Source organism: Sinomicrobium weinanense (assembly GCF_018863395.1).
Taxonomy (GTDB): Bacteria; Bacteroidota; Bacteroidia; order Flavobacteriales; family Flavobacteriaceae; genus Sinomicrobium; species Sinomicrobium weinanense.
The window spans coordinates 488261-503920 of record NZ_JAHKRR010000004.1 but is presented as its reverse complement, the minus strand read 5'-3'; the positions used below and the strand labels follow the sequence as shown (position 1 = coordinate 503920).

Sequence of the window (15660 nt, the reverse complement as noted above, 5' to 3'; positions counted from 1 at the left end):
TGTAATTTCTTTTATTTCTTTCTACGTTCTACAATATACCTATTACTTGCCTTGGTTCGGGAACGGGTCTTGAAGCCTTTGGCCGGGATTCCGTTTCTGGACCTCGGATGTCCTCCGGAAGCCCTTCCTTCACCACCACCCATCGGGTGATCTACCGGGTTCATGGCCACAGGCCTTGTTCTCGGTCTTCTTCCGAGCCATCTGCTCCTACCGGCTTTCCCGGAAACGATCAATTGGTGATCGGAGTTAGACACTACTCCAACGGTAGCAAAGCAAGCCCCCAGGACAAGCCTGGTTTCCCCTGAAGGGAGTTTTATGGTAGCGTACTTCCCTTCCCTTGCCATTAACTGTGCAAAGGCACCGGCACTACGAGCCATTACAGCTCCCTGTCCCGGACGCAGTTCTATACAAGAAACTACAGTACCCAATGGAAGTTCAGAAAGCGGCATAGCATTACCGATCTCGGGAGCACTTCCCGAGCCGGAAACCACTGTCTGGCCAACTTTCAAACCATTCTGAGCAATAACATATCGCTTTTCACCATCACTGTACTTCAGCAGAGCGATAAACGCCGTTCTGTTCGGATCGTACTGAATAGATTCCACCGTAGCCTCAACACCTGTCTTATCTCTCTTGAAGTCTATAATACGATACTTTCTCTTATGACCACCACCTCTGTAGCGCATGGTCATTTTTCCTTGACTGTTTCTACCCCCGGTCTTTTTTAACGGAGCGAGCAAACTCTTCTCCGGCTTATCAGTAGTAATCGCGTCAAATCCGTTTACTACTCTAAAACGCTGCCCCGGGGTTACGGGTTTTAATTTTCTAACTGACATTTTTGTCTTTCCTTATATATTACTATAAAAATCAATAGTATCTCCTTCAGCTACCTGAACGACTGCCTTTTTAATGGCATTCGTCTTACCGTATTGTATTCCGGCCTTGGTATAGCGAACACTTCTCTTAGGACCGTAATTCATGGTTCGAACTTTCTCAACAGTAACACCATAAGTTGCTTCTACAGCATCTTTGATCTGCAGTTTGTTGGCATTACTGTCTACAATGAAACCAAAACGATTGTTGATCTCGCTATCAGCGGTCGCTTTTTCCGTAATTATAGGCTTAATTAACACACTCATGGTTTCTTATTTGCTTAAATTCGACTCAATTCCTTCCAATGCTCCTTCAAGAAGCACCACATTGCTGGCATTCAGAATTTTATAAGTGCTTAATTCTGAAACACTTACAACCTCAGAGGTCTTTAAATTGCGTGACGACAAATATACATTTTTATTTGGCTCACCCAATACAAACAGCGATTTTTTACCCTCTAACCCTAAGGCTTTCAGGACAGAAGTGAGATCTTTGGTTTTCGGAGCATCGAATTTGAGATCTTCCACAACCACGATCGCCTCTTCTTTAGCCTTTATGCTCAGGGCTGATTTTCGGGCAAGGCGCTTCACGTTTTTGTTGAGTTTCTGAGTGTAATCTTTCGGCCTTGGACCGAAAATTCTTCCTCCTCCTACAAAAACAGGAGATTTGATGCTTCCCGCACGTGCAGTACCGGTTCCCTTCTGCTTCTTGATCTTTCGGGTACTTCCGGCGATCTCTCCTCTTTCTTTGGATTTATGTGTTCCCTGACGCTGGTTGGCCAGGTAGCGCTTCACGTCGAGATAAACAGCATGATTGTTTGGCTCTATCGCATAAACAGCATCGGAAAGGTTCGCCTTTCTGCCTGTTTCTTTTCCGTTTATATCTAATACTGCTACTTCCATTACTTCTGAACTATTACATAAGCGTTTTTATGTCCCGGAACACAGCCTTTTACCACGATAAGGTTCTTTTCCGGAACCACTTTCAACACTTTCAGGTTTTCTACTGTTACTCTTTCGGCTCCAGTCCTACCGGCCATTCGCATTCCTTTGAATACCCTGGAAGGATAAGACGCCGCACCAATGGATCCCGGTGCCCTGAGACGGTTGTGCTGACCGTGAGTAGCTTGCCCTACTCCGGCAAAACCGTGTCTCTTAACAACACCCTGGAATCCTTTTCCTTTGGAAGTCCCGGCCACATCTACGAACTCTCCTTCTACAAAGTGCTCTACCGTAATGGTGTCTCCCAATTTAAATTCTCCTTCAAAGCCCTGGAACTCGACGATCTTTTTCTTAGGCGAAACCCCTGCTTTCTTAAAGTGGCCAAGTTCGGCCTTACTAGCACGTTTTTCTGCCTTGTCATCGAAACCAAGCTGAAGAGCCTCATACCCGTCAACCTCTTTGGTTCTGACTTGGGTAACCACGCATGGACCAGCCTCGATAACGGTACACGGAACATTCTTTCCGTTCTCGTCAAAAATGCTGGTCATGCCTACTTTTTTACCAATTAACCCAGACATACTGATTTTTAGATTTTAGATCCTAGATTTCAGATTTCAGAACCCGGTTCTGACCATCCAAAACCCAAACCTTCGTTATTAATAAATTTACTTATCAAAAAATTCAGGGTCAAAAAACATATTTCAACCCTGAATATATTTTTTGTTACCGTTTTTCCTTCGCGAATCGCTCCGGACATGTCCTTCGGCTCCGCTCAGGAACCGATGATCTGCTTGCATCGACAATTATCGCACAACCTAAGCTACCCCGGTGACGGATGAAGCCCTTCAGTTGCCGAGCACAGCCGAGGTATCAGACCTTGATCTCTACCTCAACTCCACTCGGTAATTCGAGCTTCATCAGGGCGTCGATGGTCTTGGAAGAGGAGCTGTAAATATCGAGCAACCTCTTATAAGAACTCAACTGAAACTGCTCCCTGGATTTTTTGTTCACGTGTGGTGAACGCAATACAGTAAACAGTTTTTTATGAGTAGGTAACGGGATAGGACCTGTTACCACAGCTCCGGTAGTTTTTACTGTTTTTACAATCTTCTCTGCAGACTTGTCTACCAGATTGTGATCGTATGATTTTAATTTTATTCTAATTTTCTGACTCATCTTCGTAAAATTTAGGCTTCAACCCCTTTTGCTTTCTTAATCACTTCTTCAGCTATATTCGCAGGAGTTTCCGCATAGTGAGAAAATTCCATAGTTGAAGTTGCCCTACCTGATGACAGGGTCCTCAACGAAGTTACATAACCAAACATTTCAGACAACGGCACTTCAGCTTTGATCACTTTAGAACCAGCCCTGTCATCCATATTGTTCACCTGGCCACGACGACGGTTAAGGTCACCTACAATATCACCCATATTTTCTTCGGGGGTAAGCACCTCGAGTTTCATGATGGGCTCCATCAATACAGCTCTCGCTGCCTTAGCAGCAACTTTATAACCTAATTTCGCAGCCAATTCAAAAGACAGGGAATCGGAATCCACAGGGTGGAAAGATCCGTCTTTCAGTGTAACTTTCATGGCATCCATTTCGAATCCGGCCAAAGGTCCGTTTTTCATCGCCTCTCTGAATCCTTTTTCTACGGATGGAACATATTCTTTCGGGATATTACCCCCTTTAATCACATTAACGAACTCCAGACCGGACTTGCCTTCTTCTGCAGGTTCCATAGTAAATACAATATCGGCGAATTTACCACGACCACCGGTTTGCTTCTTGTACACTTCCCTGTGATCTGCTGAACCAGTGATAGCTTCCTTGTATTCTACCTGAGGCTGTCCCTGGCTTACTTCCACCTTGAATTCACGCCTCAGACGATCAACGATAATATCGAGGTGCAGCTCTCCCATTCCTGAGATAATGGTCTGCCCTGATGCTTCGTCGGTCTTCACCTGGAATGTCGGGTCTTCTTCCGCCAGCTTGGCAAGTGCCATACCCAGCTTATCGACATCGGCCTTGGTTTTAGGCTCAACAGCGATACCAATCACCGGATCCGGGAAGTCCATACTTTCTAAAACTATGGGGTGTTTCTCGTCACACAGCGTGTCTCCGGTTTTTATATCCTTAAATCCTACTGCAGCTCCGATATCTCCGGCAGCAATGGAATCAATAGCGTTCTGCTTGTTAGAGTGCATCTGGTAGATACGGGAGATCCTCTCTTTTTTACCGGAACGGGAGTTCAATACATAAGAACCTGCGTCCAGTTTTCCGGAATACGCCCTGAAGAATGCCAGACGCCCCACAAAAGGGTCGGTAGCGATCTTAAATGCAAGCGCTGCAAAAGGCGCTGTAACATCGGGCTTTCGCGTCACCTCTTCTTCAGTATCAGGATTAGTTCCTATAATGGCATCTTTATCCAAAGGAGAAGGCAGGTATCTGCACACTGCATCTAAAAGAAACTGTACTCCTTTGTTTTTAAACGACGAACCACAGATCATAGGTATGATACTCATATCCATAACCGCAGCACGCAAAGCAGCATGTATTTCATCTTCGGTGATGGAATTTTCATCCTCAAAGAATTTTTCCATCAGGCTCTCGTCATATTCAGCCACGGCCTCTATCAACTGAGCCCTGTACTGGTCAACTTCTTCCTGCATATCGGCAGGGATATCCACCACGTCGAAAGTAGAACCGAAATTCTCGTCATGCCACACTACAGCCCTGTTCTTCACCAGGTCCACAATACCTTTAAAATCAGCTTCGTCTCCGATAGGCAACACGATCGGCACCGCATTAGACCCTAACATCTCCTTAACCTGCTTACACACATTAAGGAAGTTAGACCCCTGACGGTCCATCTTGTTCACAAATCCCATTCTGGGCACCTTATAGTTATCGGCAAGCCTCCAGTTGGTTTCAGACTGCGGCTCCACACCATCTACGGCACTAAACAAAAAAACCAATCCATCGAGAACCCTCAACGATCGGTTTACTTCTACCGTAAAATCTACGTGGCCGGGAGTATCTATAATATTAAAGTTGTACGGCTTTGTCTCCGGAGTAGGCTTGGCATTTTCCATTGGAAAATTCCAGGTACAGGTGGTCGCAGCAGAGGTAATGGTAATACCACGCTCCTGCTCCTGCTCCATCCAGTCCATGGTCGCAGCCCCATCGTGCACCTCTCCTACTTTATGACTAACACCGGTATAAAACAATATACGCTCTGTCGTTGTTGTTTTCCCTGCATCGATGTGTGCAGCAATACCGATATTTCTAGTATATTTTAAATCTCTTCCCATTTTATTGATATTCTTAGCTATTAAAACCTAAAGTGAGAGAATGCTTTGTTAGCTTCAGCCATTTTGTGCGTATCCACTCTTTTCTTCACCGCAGCTCCCTCTTCTTTGGCAGCCGCCAGAACTTCAGCCGCAAGTTTCTGAGCCATAGATTTCTCATTTCGCTTTCGGGCAAACCCGATGAGCCACTTCATAGCCATAGACACCTTTCTGTCCGGCCTGATCTGCATAGGGATCTGGAAAGTTGCACCTCCCACACGGCGGCTTCTCACCTCTACGTGCGGCATTACGTTAGACAACGCATCCTTCCATATATCCAGAGCGGCCTTTTCGTCGTTTTGCTTTTTTTCTTCTACGATATCAATAGCATCGTAAAATATCTTGAATGCTACGGACTTCTTACCATCCCACATCAGGTTGTTCACGAAACGCGTTACCAACTGGTCATTAAACCTGGGATCCGGTAAAAGAGGTCTCTTTTTTGCCTTTCTTTTTCTCATGTCTTTACATTAATTGTTTTTGACTAAATCGCTAAAGACACACGGCCGTGCGCCTCTACTGATCGCCGTGGAACGATTACTTTTTGTCCTTAGGACGTTTTGCACCGTATTTAGACCTTCTTTGCGTTCTTCCCTGTACACCGGCAGTATCCAGCGCACCGCGAACAATGTGATACCGGACACCCGGCAGGTCTTTTACCCTTCCGCCTCTTACCAATACTATCGAGTGCTCCTGGAGGTTGTGCCCCTCACCCGGGATATACGCGTTCACTTCATTACCATTAGTCAAACGCACACGAGCAACCTTACGCATCGCAGAGTTTGGCTTTTTAGGTGTAGTAGTGTAAACACGCGTACAAACCCCTCTTCGTTGAGGACACGAATCCAAAGCAACCGATTTACTCTTCTTGGTAATACTGGCCCTTCCTTTTCGTACTAATTGTGAAATTGTTGGCATAATTTACTTTACGATAATTGTTTAAATTAAATAAACCCTCTTTTTAGAGGGTGGCAAAGGTAGAAATATTTTTCAAAAATTCAAATCATAAATAATTAATTTTCTTTCATGTAGGTCCGTTTCGCGCCCCTCGCACAAAAAAATCTACAAACCATACACAATAAGTATATATAACACCCTCTTTCACCCTTTAGGAAATTTTCCGCATCCAAACCACATACCAAAACCACAAAAGACAGTTTCCTGCAAAACTAATCACCTTTTTTAGCTACTCACAAAAAAACACTGCTGCAACACCTCATCCTGTTACAAAAATAGCTTTTGGAGGCACCATACTCAGAAACTTTCACAAGAACGACATATTTTACGTTCAATTCACATAAAAGGAGAACTTTTCCTACTAAAAAATAAAAAAATTAACAACTAAATTGACATAGTATATTTTTACAAATTATTTCAGTTTTTAAGTTTTAAAAGAGTAAAAATACCAACATTTAAATGTTTTAACATCGCAATAACAATATTTAAGTTAATATTCAGAAAACAAGGCTTCGCGTTTCATTGCAAGTCGTGATTAAGAAATTGTTAACGTTAGGTTTTTTGCACATATTTGGGGCACTAATTCAAAATAATTGTCACAAACATGAGAACAAAATTTAGCGGAATCTTAACGCTTTTTCTGGCGTTAATGGTGCAAATTGGTCTTGCACAGGAAAAAACGGTTTCCGGCACAGTCACCAGCGCAGCTGATGGCATGCCACTACCCGGAGTAAACATCCTGGTAAAAGGGACCAGCACGGGAACTCAGACGGACTTTGACGGTAACTTTACCATCGATGCGAGTGAAGGACAGACTTTAGTGGTGTCCTATATCGGAATGAAGACTACTGAAGTAGTTATCGGTGCATCTTCTGCTGTAAATATACAACTGGAAGAAGATGCCCAGGCTCTCGAAGAAGTTGTTGTTACTGCTCTTGGGATATCCAGAGAGAAAAAGCAACTCGGATATTCTTCCCAGGAAGTAGGAGGCGATGCTGTATCTACAGTACAATCCGGAAACGTTGCCAACGCTCTTTCCGGAAAAGTTTCTGGTTTACAGATTAAGAGGAACAACAACATGGGTGGTTCTACCAATGTGGTTATCCGGGGATCCAACTCCATAACAGGTAACAACCAGGCTTTGTGGGTTGTTGACGGGGTTCCGATCGATAACAGCAACATTAACGACAACACCCAGTTAAGTGGTGGCAGTGGTTTTGACTTTGGAAACGGAGCTTCGGACATTAATCCGGACGACATAGAGAGCATGAACGTCCTCAAGGGAGCTGCTGCGACAGCCTTATACGGTTCCAGGGCCGCAAATGGTGCCATTATCATCACCACAAAAAAAGGGAAGAAAGATCAAGGCCTGGGTGTAACCATAACCAACAGTACCATTATCGGGAAGATCGACAAGAAGACATTCCCCGAATACCAAAAAGAATATGGTGCAGGTTATGGCCCTTCTTTCAGGGAAAATGTGGACTTCGACGGAGATGGTGTTAATGACAAAATAGTACTTACCGGACACGATGCCTCTTACGGCCCTGCTTTCGACCCTAATTTAATGGTATACCAGTGGAACTCATTCGACCCTGCATTGCCCACGTACATGCAGAAAACCCCATGGGTTGCAGCAAAAAATGGTGCGGCGGCTTTTTTCGAGCAATCCGTTACACAAACCAATAGTGTTTCCGTATCCGGAGGTACGGACGAATCGTCTTTCCGACTATCCTACACCCGTTTGGATCAGGACGGAATATTACCTAACAGTAAATTGAAAAGACACACCATTAATTTCAGCGCTTCACATAACCTGTCTGACAAGATCACCGTATCGGGTGCCGCCAACTACATAAAAACAAATGTTACGGGACGGAATGAGACCGGGTATAGCGATAATATTGTATCTGCTTTCAGACAATGGTGGCAAACCAACGTAGATCTGAAAGAACAGCGTAACGCCTATTTCTCAACAGGAAGAAATATTACCTGGAATACCAAAAGCCAGAACGACCTCGTTCCCGCTTATCATGACAACCCTTATTTCCAGAGATATGAAAGCTATGAAAGTGACAGAAAAAACAGGTTCTTTGGTTTTGGAGCCGTAAATTATGATGTGAATGACTGGTTCTCCATCACAGGTAGGGCTTCTGTGGATACCTACGACTATATTCAGGAAGAAAGGGTAGCCGTTGGCTCTAACCGCCCGTCCCAGTATCAAAGATACAACAGGAACTTTACAGAATTGAACTACGATCTGTTACTCAATTTCAACACCAATATATCTGACAGGATAAGTTTTACAGGTTTATTGGGTATGAACTCCAGAAGAAGCTATCTCAATACCATTCTGCAGAGTACCAACGGAGGCTTAAAAGTACCTGGGTTATATGCATTGAACAACTCGGTAAACCCTATATTGCCACCAACAGAAACAGAAGAAAAGAAGGCTGTTGATGGAATTTTTGCAAGTGCTTCATTCGGATTCGATAACATGCTGTTCCTGGAAGGGACCATTCGACGCGATGTGTCATCTACCCTGCCAAAAGACAATAACACTTATTATTACCCGTCAGTTACAGCCAGCTATGTATTCTCCAATGATATTGAATGGCTGACCTTTGGTAAACTCCGGGTAAACTATGCCGAAGTAGGTAATGACGCACCATTTGCCTCCATTTTGGACACTTATGACAAAGATCCTTTATTCGGCGATAATGCCACAATGTTTTCTGTCAGTGACGAAAAAAGAAACCCGGACCTGAAATCGGAAAGGACCAAAAGCTGGGAAGCGGGGCTTGAATTACAATTCTTCCAAAGAAGACTGGGACTTGACCTGTCTTTCTACCAAACCAATACAGTTGACCAGATCCTTCCGGTACCGGTAACCGTAGCTACAGGATATTCAAGACGGTTTGTAAATTCCGGAGAAGTCAGGAACCGCGGAGTAGAAGTAAGCCTTAACGCCACTCCCGTAAAAACCGAAGACTTTTCCTGGGACGTAGGTGTTAACTGGTCTTTGAACAGAAACAAGGTATTGGAACTGTATGATGATATTGACAATATTGTTTTATACAGCTACCAGTCCAATGTAACCTACAATGTTGAAAAAGGTCAGCCTCTTGGCGTTTTGAAAGGTACAGATTTTGTTTACGACGATCAAGGTAACAAAGTGGTGGGAGAAGACGGATTATACCTCGTTAACACCTCTACCACCAACGAAATAGGAAATGTAAACCCCGATTGGATGGGAGGTTTGTCCAACACCTTCCGGTATAAAAACTTAGCACTGAACTTTTTGATCGACATGCAAAAAGGAGGAAGCGTTTATTCCCTGGATATGTGGTATGGTACCGGAACAGGGCTCTATAAGGAAACAGCAGGCCTCAACGACCTCGGTAATCCTAAAAGAGCGCCACTGGCAAATGGCGGGGGAATCATCCACCCAGGAGTTAAGGAAAATGGCGAACCCAACGATGTAAGATTGGACATGAGCGACTATGGAAATCTGGGATACGAACAAATGCCCAATAGAGCCTATGTATATGATGCTTCCTATATAAAGTTAAGAGAAGTTTCCCTGACCTATACCCTACCCAAGAAATACCTGGAAGATTCATTCTTCAATAATCTGGAATTATCTCTCGTAGGTTCCAACCTGTGGATCATCCACAAAAACCTTCCGTATGCCGATCCTGAAGCCGGTTTGAGCTCAGGAAACAGCCAGGGCTTCCAGTCAGGTGTATTACCGACTACAAGGGACGTTGGATTTAATGTAAAACTTCAATTTTAATTCCTAATGAAAATGAAAAAGATCATATATATAATATTGGTGGCAACTATATTCACCTCCTGTGAAGTAGATCACCTGAATAAAGATCCGAAAACCACGCCCGAAGCTCCGGGGTCTACCCTGATGAGTAGTGCACAAAGGGAGCTTTTCAGAGCGTTGAACACCCCTAATGTAAACATCAATAACTATAGATTGTTTATTCAGCACTGGACTGAAGTAACCTATATCCAGGAAGAACAATACAAGATTCAAAGGCAAATTCCGGAAAACCTCTGGGAAGCCTTTTACAAGGATGTGATCAAGGATCTGGACGAAGCTACCAAAAACATCGAAAACGAGGAAGTCCTTAACGATAATGACCAGGGCATTAAGACCAATCAACTGGCCATTATAGAACTACAGACGATACTGACCTATCAATACCTGGTAGATATGTTTGGTAATGTACCTTATACAGAATCCCTGGATATTACCAATGTCACGCCGAAATATGATGATGCTGAGGCTATCTATAACGACCTTATCGAACGGCTGAACACTGCTTTAAGTAACCTGAACACTGACTACGGTACAGGAGATTTTACCGATCAGGACCTGGTGTACCACGGGGATATTTCCAAGTGGATAGCTTTTGGTAATGCACTGAAGTTAAAGTTCGGCATGACATTGGCAGATTTTAACCCGGACCTTTCAAAGACCCTGGTCGAAGAAGCTGCTCCAAACGTGTTTGTATCTAACGAAGGTAACTTTGCTTTTCAATATCTGGGAACATTGCCCAACACCAATCCCGTTTGGGAAAATATCGTTTACTCCAACAGGGATGACTTCGTACCTGCAAAAACATATATCGACAAAGTCAATGAGCTTGAAGACCCGAGAAGGACAATTTTCTTCTCCACCGTAAATGGCAAATATATAGGCGGGATAAACGGAGAAACCATAGATGATTATAATAGTGTATCTCACCTCGGGCAGGAAGCCGATGGAAGTATCTTTCGGGATCCGCAACTGGAGGGCTTAATATACAGCGCAGCAGAAGTGAATTTCTACCTGGCCGAGGCAGCAGAAAGAGGATATAGTGTTGGAGGCAATGCCAAGGACTTCTATACCGCAGCTATCCGGTCTAACATGGAGTACTGGGGAGTATCACAGGCAGATATAGACACCTACCTGTCTAACCCTGCCGTTGATTACGATTCTGCTGCCGGTGACTATAAGCAGAAGATCGGAGATCAAAAATGGGTGATCCTGTTCAACAGAGGATATGAAGCCTGGACAGAATACCGAAGGTTAGACTACCCTCAATTGATCGCTCCCGAAACTGCCGAACTCGACCAGCTCCCCACAAGGATGATCTATCCGAGAACAGAGCAGAATCAAAATGGTGATAATTATAACGAGGCATCATCTGCTATCGGTGGAGATCAGTTAGACACTAAATTGTTCTGGGACGTAAACTAAAAAAAACGTTTTAACGACACTCACTTCAGAACGTGTAAAGTTAAAACCAGAATAATAGCTTTATAAAAATCCTGTAAGATCCATAGTGGTTTTACAGGATTTTTTTATTGTAATTAACTCAAGACAACAAACCCGGCATAAGAACGCTCCCTTCCTATGGTCGGGCCGGTTTCTTCCACACAGGAGTAGTGCGTTGCCCTAAATCCTTCGACGGGACTCGGAATGAATTAAAGTCGAAGAGTCTCAAGGCATTTTGGAATACGCCCTAAGGGAGCAAAAACATATGGAATATTGCACTTTATCGATAAAATCATACACTTTATCGATTTTCTCAAATGATTAGACCGCCAAAATCCGTAAAAAACAAACATATCGGATATTTGGATTGTAATTCTTTAACACCCTAGAACAGGGACCGAAAGAAGAACAACAAATATAGAACATACAATTCAACATATACAAGTTTTGGATTAGTTAGTTGTTTTAAGATTCATGGTTGGTTTAGACTTTTACTGTTGTTTATTTTTGGGGTAGTTTAACATGAAAATGTTAATTTAATAAGCACAGTAAGTTCGGGGAGCTGTCGTAAGGCAGCTCCCTTTTTTATGCCCTCACATTAAGCCCCTCCCATCAATCACCTGATTTCTGAGCTCTTAAAACCGGCACGTTTTGTAACTCCCAACTCCATAACTCCAAAACTTTTTCTTCTAATACAGATACCCTATATTCGTAGATTGTAAAAACTTGTATCCATGAGCAACACCAAAGAACTCTTTAATAATCCGTACGGCTTTGCTCCTTTCAGCAAAATACAGTCCGGAGACTACTTATCCCTCATAGAGGACGAAATCGAAAACGCGAAAAAGGAAATAGACCAGATCACCTCCAACCCCGAACCGCCGGGTTTTGAAAATACCATAGCGGCCATGGACTACTCCGGTGAGTACCTGGACCGCATAACAAGTATGTTCTTTAACCTCAACAGTGCCGAGACCAATGACGAGATCCAGAAACTGGCCCAGAAGGTCTCTCCCCTGCTTGCCGAATTCGGTAATGACATACGCCTCAATACCGAGCTGTTTAAACGCGTCGAAGCCGTTTACCGGCAAAAGGATACACTCCACCTGACCCCAGAGCAGCAAACCCTGCTGGACAAACGCTACAAAACCTTTGCCCGGAATGGTGCCGCACTGCCGGAGGAAAAGAAAAAAAGACTCCGGGAGATCGACAAAGAACTCTCTTCCCTGAGCCTTAAATTCGGAGAAAACGTCCTGGCCGAAACCAACAGGTTTGAACTTCACCTCACAGACGAAAAAGATATTTCCGGGCTTCCCCCAGGAGCAGTAGAAGCCGCCCGGAATCTGGCCGAAAGCAAGAGTAAGGACGGATGGATATTTACGCTGGACTATCCCAGCCTTGTCCCCTTTATGACCTATGCCGACAACCGGGAACTTCGAAAAAAAATGTCACTGGCTTCCGGCAGTAAAGGTTTTCACAATGACAATCTCGACAACCAGGACATTGTACTGAAAATTGCACGCCTGCGGTTTGAACGTGCCAACCTGCTGGGATATAAGACCCATGCCCATTACGTCCTCGAAGAACGCATGGCAGAAACCCCGCAAAAGGTAACCGGCTTCCTCAACGAACTGCTCGAAAAGGCAAAACCCGCTGCCCAGAGAGAATTCGAACAATTACAGGAATTTGCCCGGGAAGAGGACGGCATCGACCAGCTTCAGAAATGGGACGGGGCCTACTATACGGAAAAGCTCAAGCAAAAACGTTTTAATCTCGATGACGAAAAGCTAAAACCCTATTTTAAACTGGAAAATGTCATTGACGGAGTGTTTACCGTAGCCCACAAGTTATACGGCCTGAATTTTGAAGAGGTTCACGATATCGACAAATATCACGAAGACGTTAAAACCTATAAAGTAACCGATGATAAGGGCCAATTTACAGCACTTTTCTACGGTGACTTTTTCCCGCGGCCCGGAAAACGCAACGGCGCCTGGATGACGTCATACAAACCACAACGCATTGAGAACGGGGTCAACGAACGCCCGCACATATCCATAGTATGCAATTTTACGAAGCCCACAAAAACCAAACCTTCCCTGCTAACCTTTAACGAGGTAACCACCCTTTTTCACGAATTCGGCCATGCCCTTCACGGTATGCTGGCCAATACCACCTACCCCACACTGAGCGGTACCAGTGTGTACTGGGACTTTGTAGAACTCCCCAGCCAGGTACTGGAAAACTGGTGCTATGAAAAAGAAGCCCTGCAGCTATTTGCCAAACATTACGAAACCGGGGAAGACCTCCCCATGGAGTACATAAAAAAGATCAAAGATTCTTCTAATTTTATGGAAGGCATGCAAACCTTGCGCCAGTTGAGTTTTGGCCTCCTCGATATGAACTGGCACGGCATAGACCCCACGTCTGTAACCGATGTAAAAGAACACGAAACACAGGCCTTTGCGTTTACCGACCTTTATCCGAAAACTCCGGAAACCTGTATGAGTACCGCCTTTTCCCATATATTCCAGGGTGGGTACTCCTCCGGGTATTACAGTTACAAATGGGCGGAAGTACTCGATGCCGATGCTTTCGAACTCTTTAAGGAAAAAGGTATATTCAATAAGGAAGTAGCTGACAGGTTCAAGGACAATGTGCTCTCTAAAGGAGGAACAGAGAACCCGATGGTCCTGTACAAACGTTTCAGAGGGCAGGAGCCCAAACCCGACGCCCTGCTGAGAAGGGCAGGTTTGCTGGAAAAAGTATCCTGAAGCTGATTCCGTATAAAACAAACAACCCGGATACGACCTGTTTATTCTCTATCGTTTCCGGGTTTTTTCTTGTCCTTTGCCTTTTTCCAGGCCCGGTATCCCCCTTTCAGGTTGAATATTTTCTCAAATCCCAGGGAATCCAGCACCCCGGCCGCTTTGGTACTTCGCTTGCCAGACCCGCAATACAGGTAAACAGGCGTTTCCCTGTCTATATCTTTCCATTGCGCCGCAAAATCAGGGTCGTCATAATTGAGGTTCAGGGCCCCTTTGATATGTCCTTCGGCAAATTCTTCCGGAGTACGTACATCCACAAGGAATTTACCGGTCATCTCCCTTTCCTTTATTGTGGTTATATCCACATTTTTCACCTGCCCGCTCACACCGATAACGGACAACAGGAACAGCAGTACTATCCAATACTTCATTTTTATGTTTTTAAAGTGATCAAATTGTTCAAAAGCAACAACAGCAAGCCCCATAAAACAGGTATGCCCTCCACCCAGAAACTGCAATAATACTTGTTTTGTTTTACCTGCGAATACCTCAGGGCCAGGACCATCAAGACCAGGATCACAGACAAAGATACGACATCCGGCCAAAAACTGTTTTTTTTAAGGAATTCCACCACCAGGACCAGGCATAGCAACAAAATCGCAACCGATTTGGCATTCCCGATCCCTATTTTTTGCGGTATGGTCCCCAATGACAGGTCGTCCACTGCCATATCCCTGATCTCAAAAGGAATGGTAAGCACAATGACGAACAGGAAGCGCTGCAACCATTCAATCCCCACATCCCTGACCGCTCCGCCACCGGCCCGGAACAGATCATAATGATTCACAACGGGCAGCCCCACCGTGACCCCGCTCCATACCAGGGCTACAATAAATATTTTTATTCCGGGAGAATTTCGGATGTTCCGTACCGAGGTATAAAAAGGCACAGCGTAGAAAAAAGACAGCACTACCAGCCCTCCCAACAAAACAAGGGAAGAAACCGACAATTGAAGCACATAATACACACACAGAGCAAAACAGATAAAACTGAAATATTGTATGGTCTTTACATGCCGGGTCTCCACCATATAGAACCGTCTGGCCTCGCTGCCATACTTGATGAAATTATAGCCCACAATAGTTCCGTAAAAAACCGCGTAGCAGACATTTTCGTCATAGGGCATATCAAAGTTCAGCAAGGTAATCACGGTCAGCGCATAAACCGACAGGGCCACATGCACACTTGCCTCAATATAGAAGTTGAACACCCTTGTTAATAGCTTCATCTGACAAAAATAAAGATAATAGGATAATTCGATAATATGCCAATCGGTCAATTCGTTAATATACTACTTATCGAATGGGCACATTGGCTGATTATCACGTGGACTGACCCGGTTAAAAACTTTGTGTACAAGAACACCGAAAACGTTATATTTAATAAATATAATATGTACTTTTGCGCCGCAAACACAACTTATTTACACACACTAA

13 protein-coding genes are annotated in these 15660 nt (G+C 44.3%); 3 read left to right on the top strand and 10 right to left on the bottom strand.

Annotation, left to right across the window (positions count from 1 at the left end; genetic code table 11):
- Positions 1 to 11: 11 nt before the first annotated feature.
- The 8 genes from rplB to rpsL all read right to left on the bottom strand — a co-directional run bounded on the left by rplB (position 12) and on the right by rpsL (position 6082).
- Positions 12 to 836, bottom strand: a complete 825-nt coding sequence (gene rplB / locus KN811_RS14370; protein ID WP_187964727.1) for a 50S ribosomal protein L2 — start codon at positions 834 to 836, stop codon at positions 12 to 14.
- Positions 837 to 848: 12 nt separating this feature from the next.
- Positions 849 to 1139 carry a 50S ribosomal protein L23 gene (gene rplW, locus KN811_RS14365; RefSeq protein ID WP_187964726.1) on the bottom strand — a complete coding sequence of 97 codons (291 nt, stop codon included), beginning with the start codon at positions 1137 to 1139 and terminating at the stop codon, positions 849 to 851.
- 6 nt (positions 1140 to 1145) lie between these two features.
- Entirely contained in the window at positions 1146 to 1775 is a 630-nt protein-coding gene (gene rplD, locus KN811_RS14360; protein ID WP_187964725.1) for a 50S ribosomal protein L4, read from the bottom strand.
- Positions 1775 to 2392: a 50S ribosomal protein L3 gene (rplC, locus tag KN811_RS14355; protein WP_187964724.1), complete on the bottom strand. Its 618-nt coding sequence runs from the start codon at positions 2390 to 2392 to the stop codon at positions 1775 to 1777. The genes rplD and rplC overlap by 1 nt, the downstream gene beginning before the upstream one ends.
- A gap of 292 nt (positions 2393 to 2684) precedes the next feature.
- Positions 2685 to 2990 (bottom strand): 30S ribosomal protein S10, encoded by a 306-nt coding sequence (rpsJ, locus tag KN811_RS14350; RefSeq protein WP_072318085.1) that lies wholly within the window; start codon positions 2988 to 2990, stop codon positions 2685 to 2687.
- A gap of 11 nt (positions 2991 to 3001) precedes the next feature.
- On the bottom strand, positions 3002 to 5128 hold the full coding sequence (gene fusA / locus KN811_RS14345; protein WP_187964723.1) for an elongation factor G: 2127 nt from the start codon (positions 5126 to 5128) through the stop codon (positions 3002 to 3004).
- A gap of 20 nt (positions 5129 to 5148) precedes the next feature.
- Entirely contained in the window at positions 5149 to 5625 is a 477-nt protein-coding gene (gene rpsG / locus KN811_RS14340; RefSeq protein ID WP_187964722.1) for a 30S ribosomal protein S7, read from the bottom strand.
- Positions 5626 to 5701: 76 nt separating this feature from the next.
- Positions 5702 to 6082, bottom strand: a complete 381-nt coding sequence (gene rpsL / locus KN811_RS14335; protein WP_187964721.1) for a 30S ribosomal protein S12 — start codon at positions 6080 to 6082, stop codon at positions 5702 to 5704.
- A gap of 643 nt (positions 6083 to 6725) precedes the next feature.
- Between rpsL and KN811_RS14330 the strand changes: the two genes are divergently transcribed.
- From KN811_RS14330 to KN811_RS14320, 3 genes are all read left to right on the top strand, one after another.
- Entirely contained in the window at positions 6726 to 9917 is a 3192-nt protein-coding gene (locus tag KN811_RS14330; RefSeq protein WP_187964720.1) for a SusC/RagA family TonB-linked outer membrane protein, read from the top strand.
- Positions 9918 to 9929: 12 nt separating this feature from the next.
- Complete coding sequence (locus KN811_RS14325) at positions 9930 to 11378, top strand: SusD/RagB family nutrient-binding outer membrane lipoprotein (protein WP_187964719.1); 1449 nt, start codon at positions 9930 to 9932, stop codon at positions 11376 to 11378.
- Between the two features lie 752 nt (positions 11379 to 12130).
- On the top strand, positions 12131 to 14170 hold the full coding sequence (locus KN811_RS14320) for a M3 family metallopeptidase (protein WP_187964718.1): 2040 nt from the start codon (positions 12131 to 12133) through the stop codon (positions 14168 to 14170).
- A 41-nt stretch (positions 14171 to 14211) separates the two neighbouring features.
- Here KN811_RS14320 and KN811_RS14315 read toward each other — a convergent pair whose 3' ends face one another.
- Both KN811_RS14315 and KN811_RS14310 read right to left on the bottom strand, forming a co-directional pair.
- Complete coding sequence (locus KN811_RS14315) at positions 14212 to 14595, bottom strand: rhodanese-like domain-containing protein (protein ID WP_187964717.1); 384 nt, start codon at positions 14593 to 14595, stop codon at positions 14212 to 14214.
- A gap of 2 nt (positions 14596 to 14597) precedes the next feature.
- On the bottom strand, positions 14598 to 15452 hold the full coding sequence (locus KN811_RS14310) for a UbiA prenyltransferase family protein (RefSeq protein ID WP_187964716.1): 855 nt from the start codon (positions 15450 to 15452) through the stop codon (positions 14598 to 14600).
- Positions 15453 to 15660: the final 208 nt, after the last annotated feature.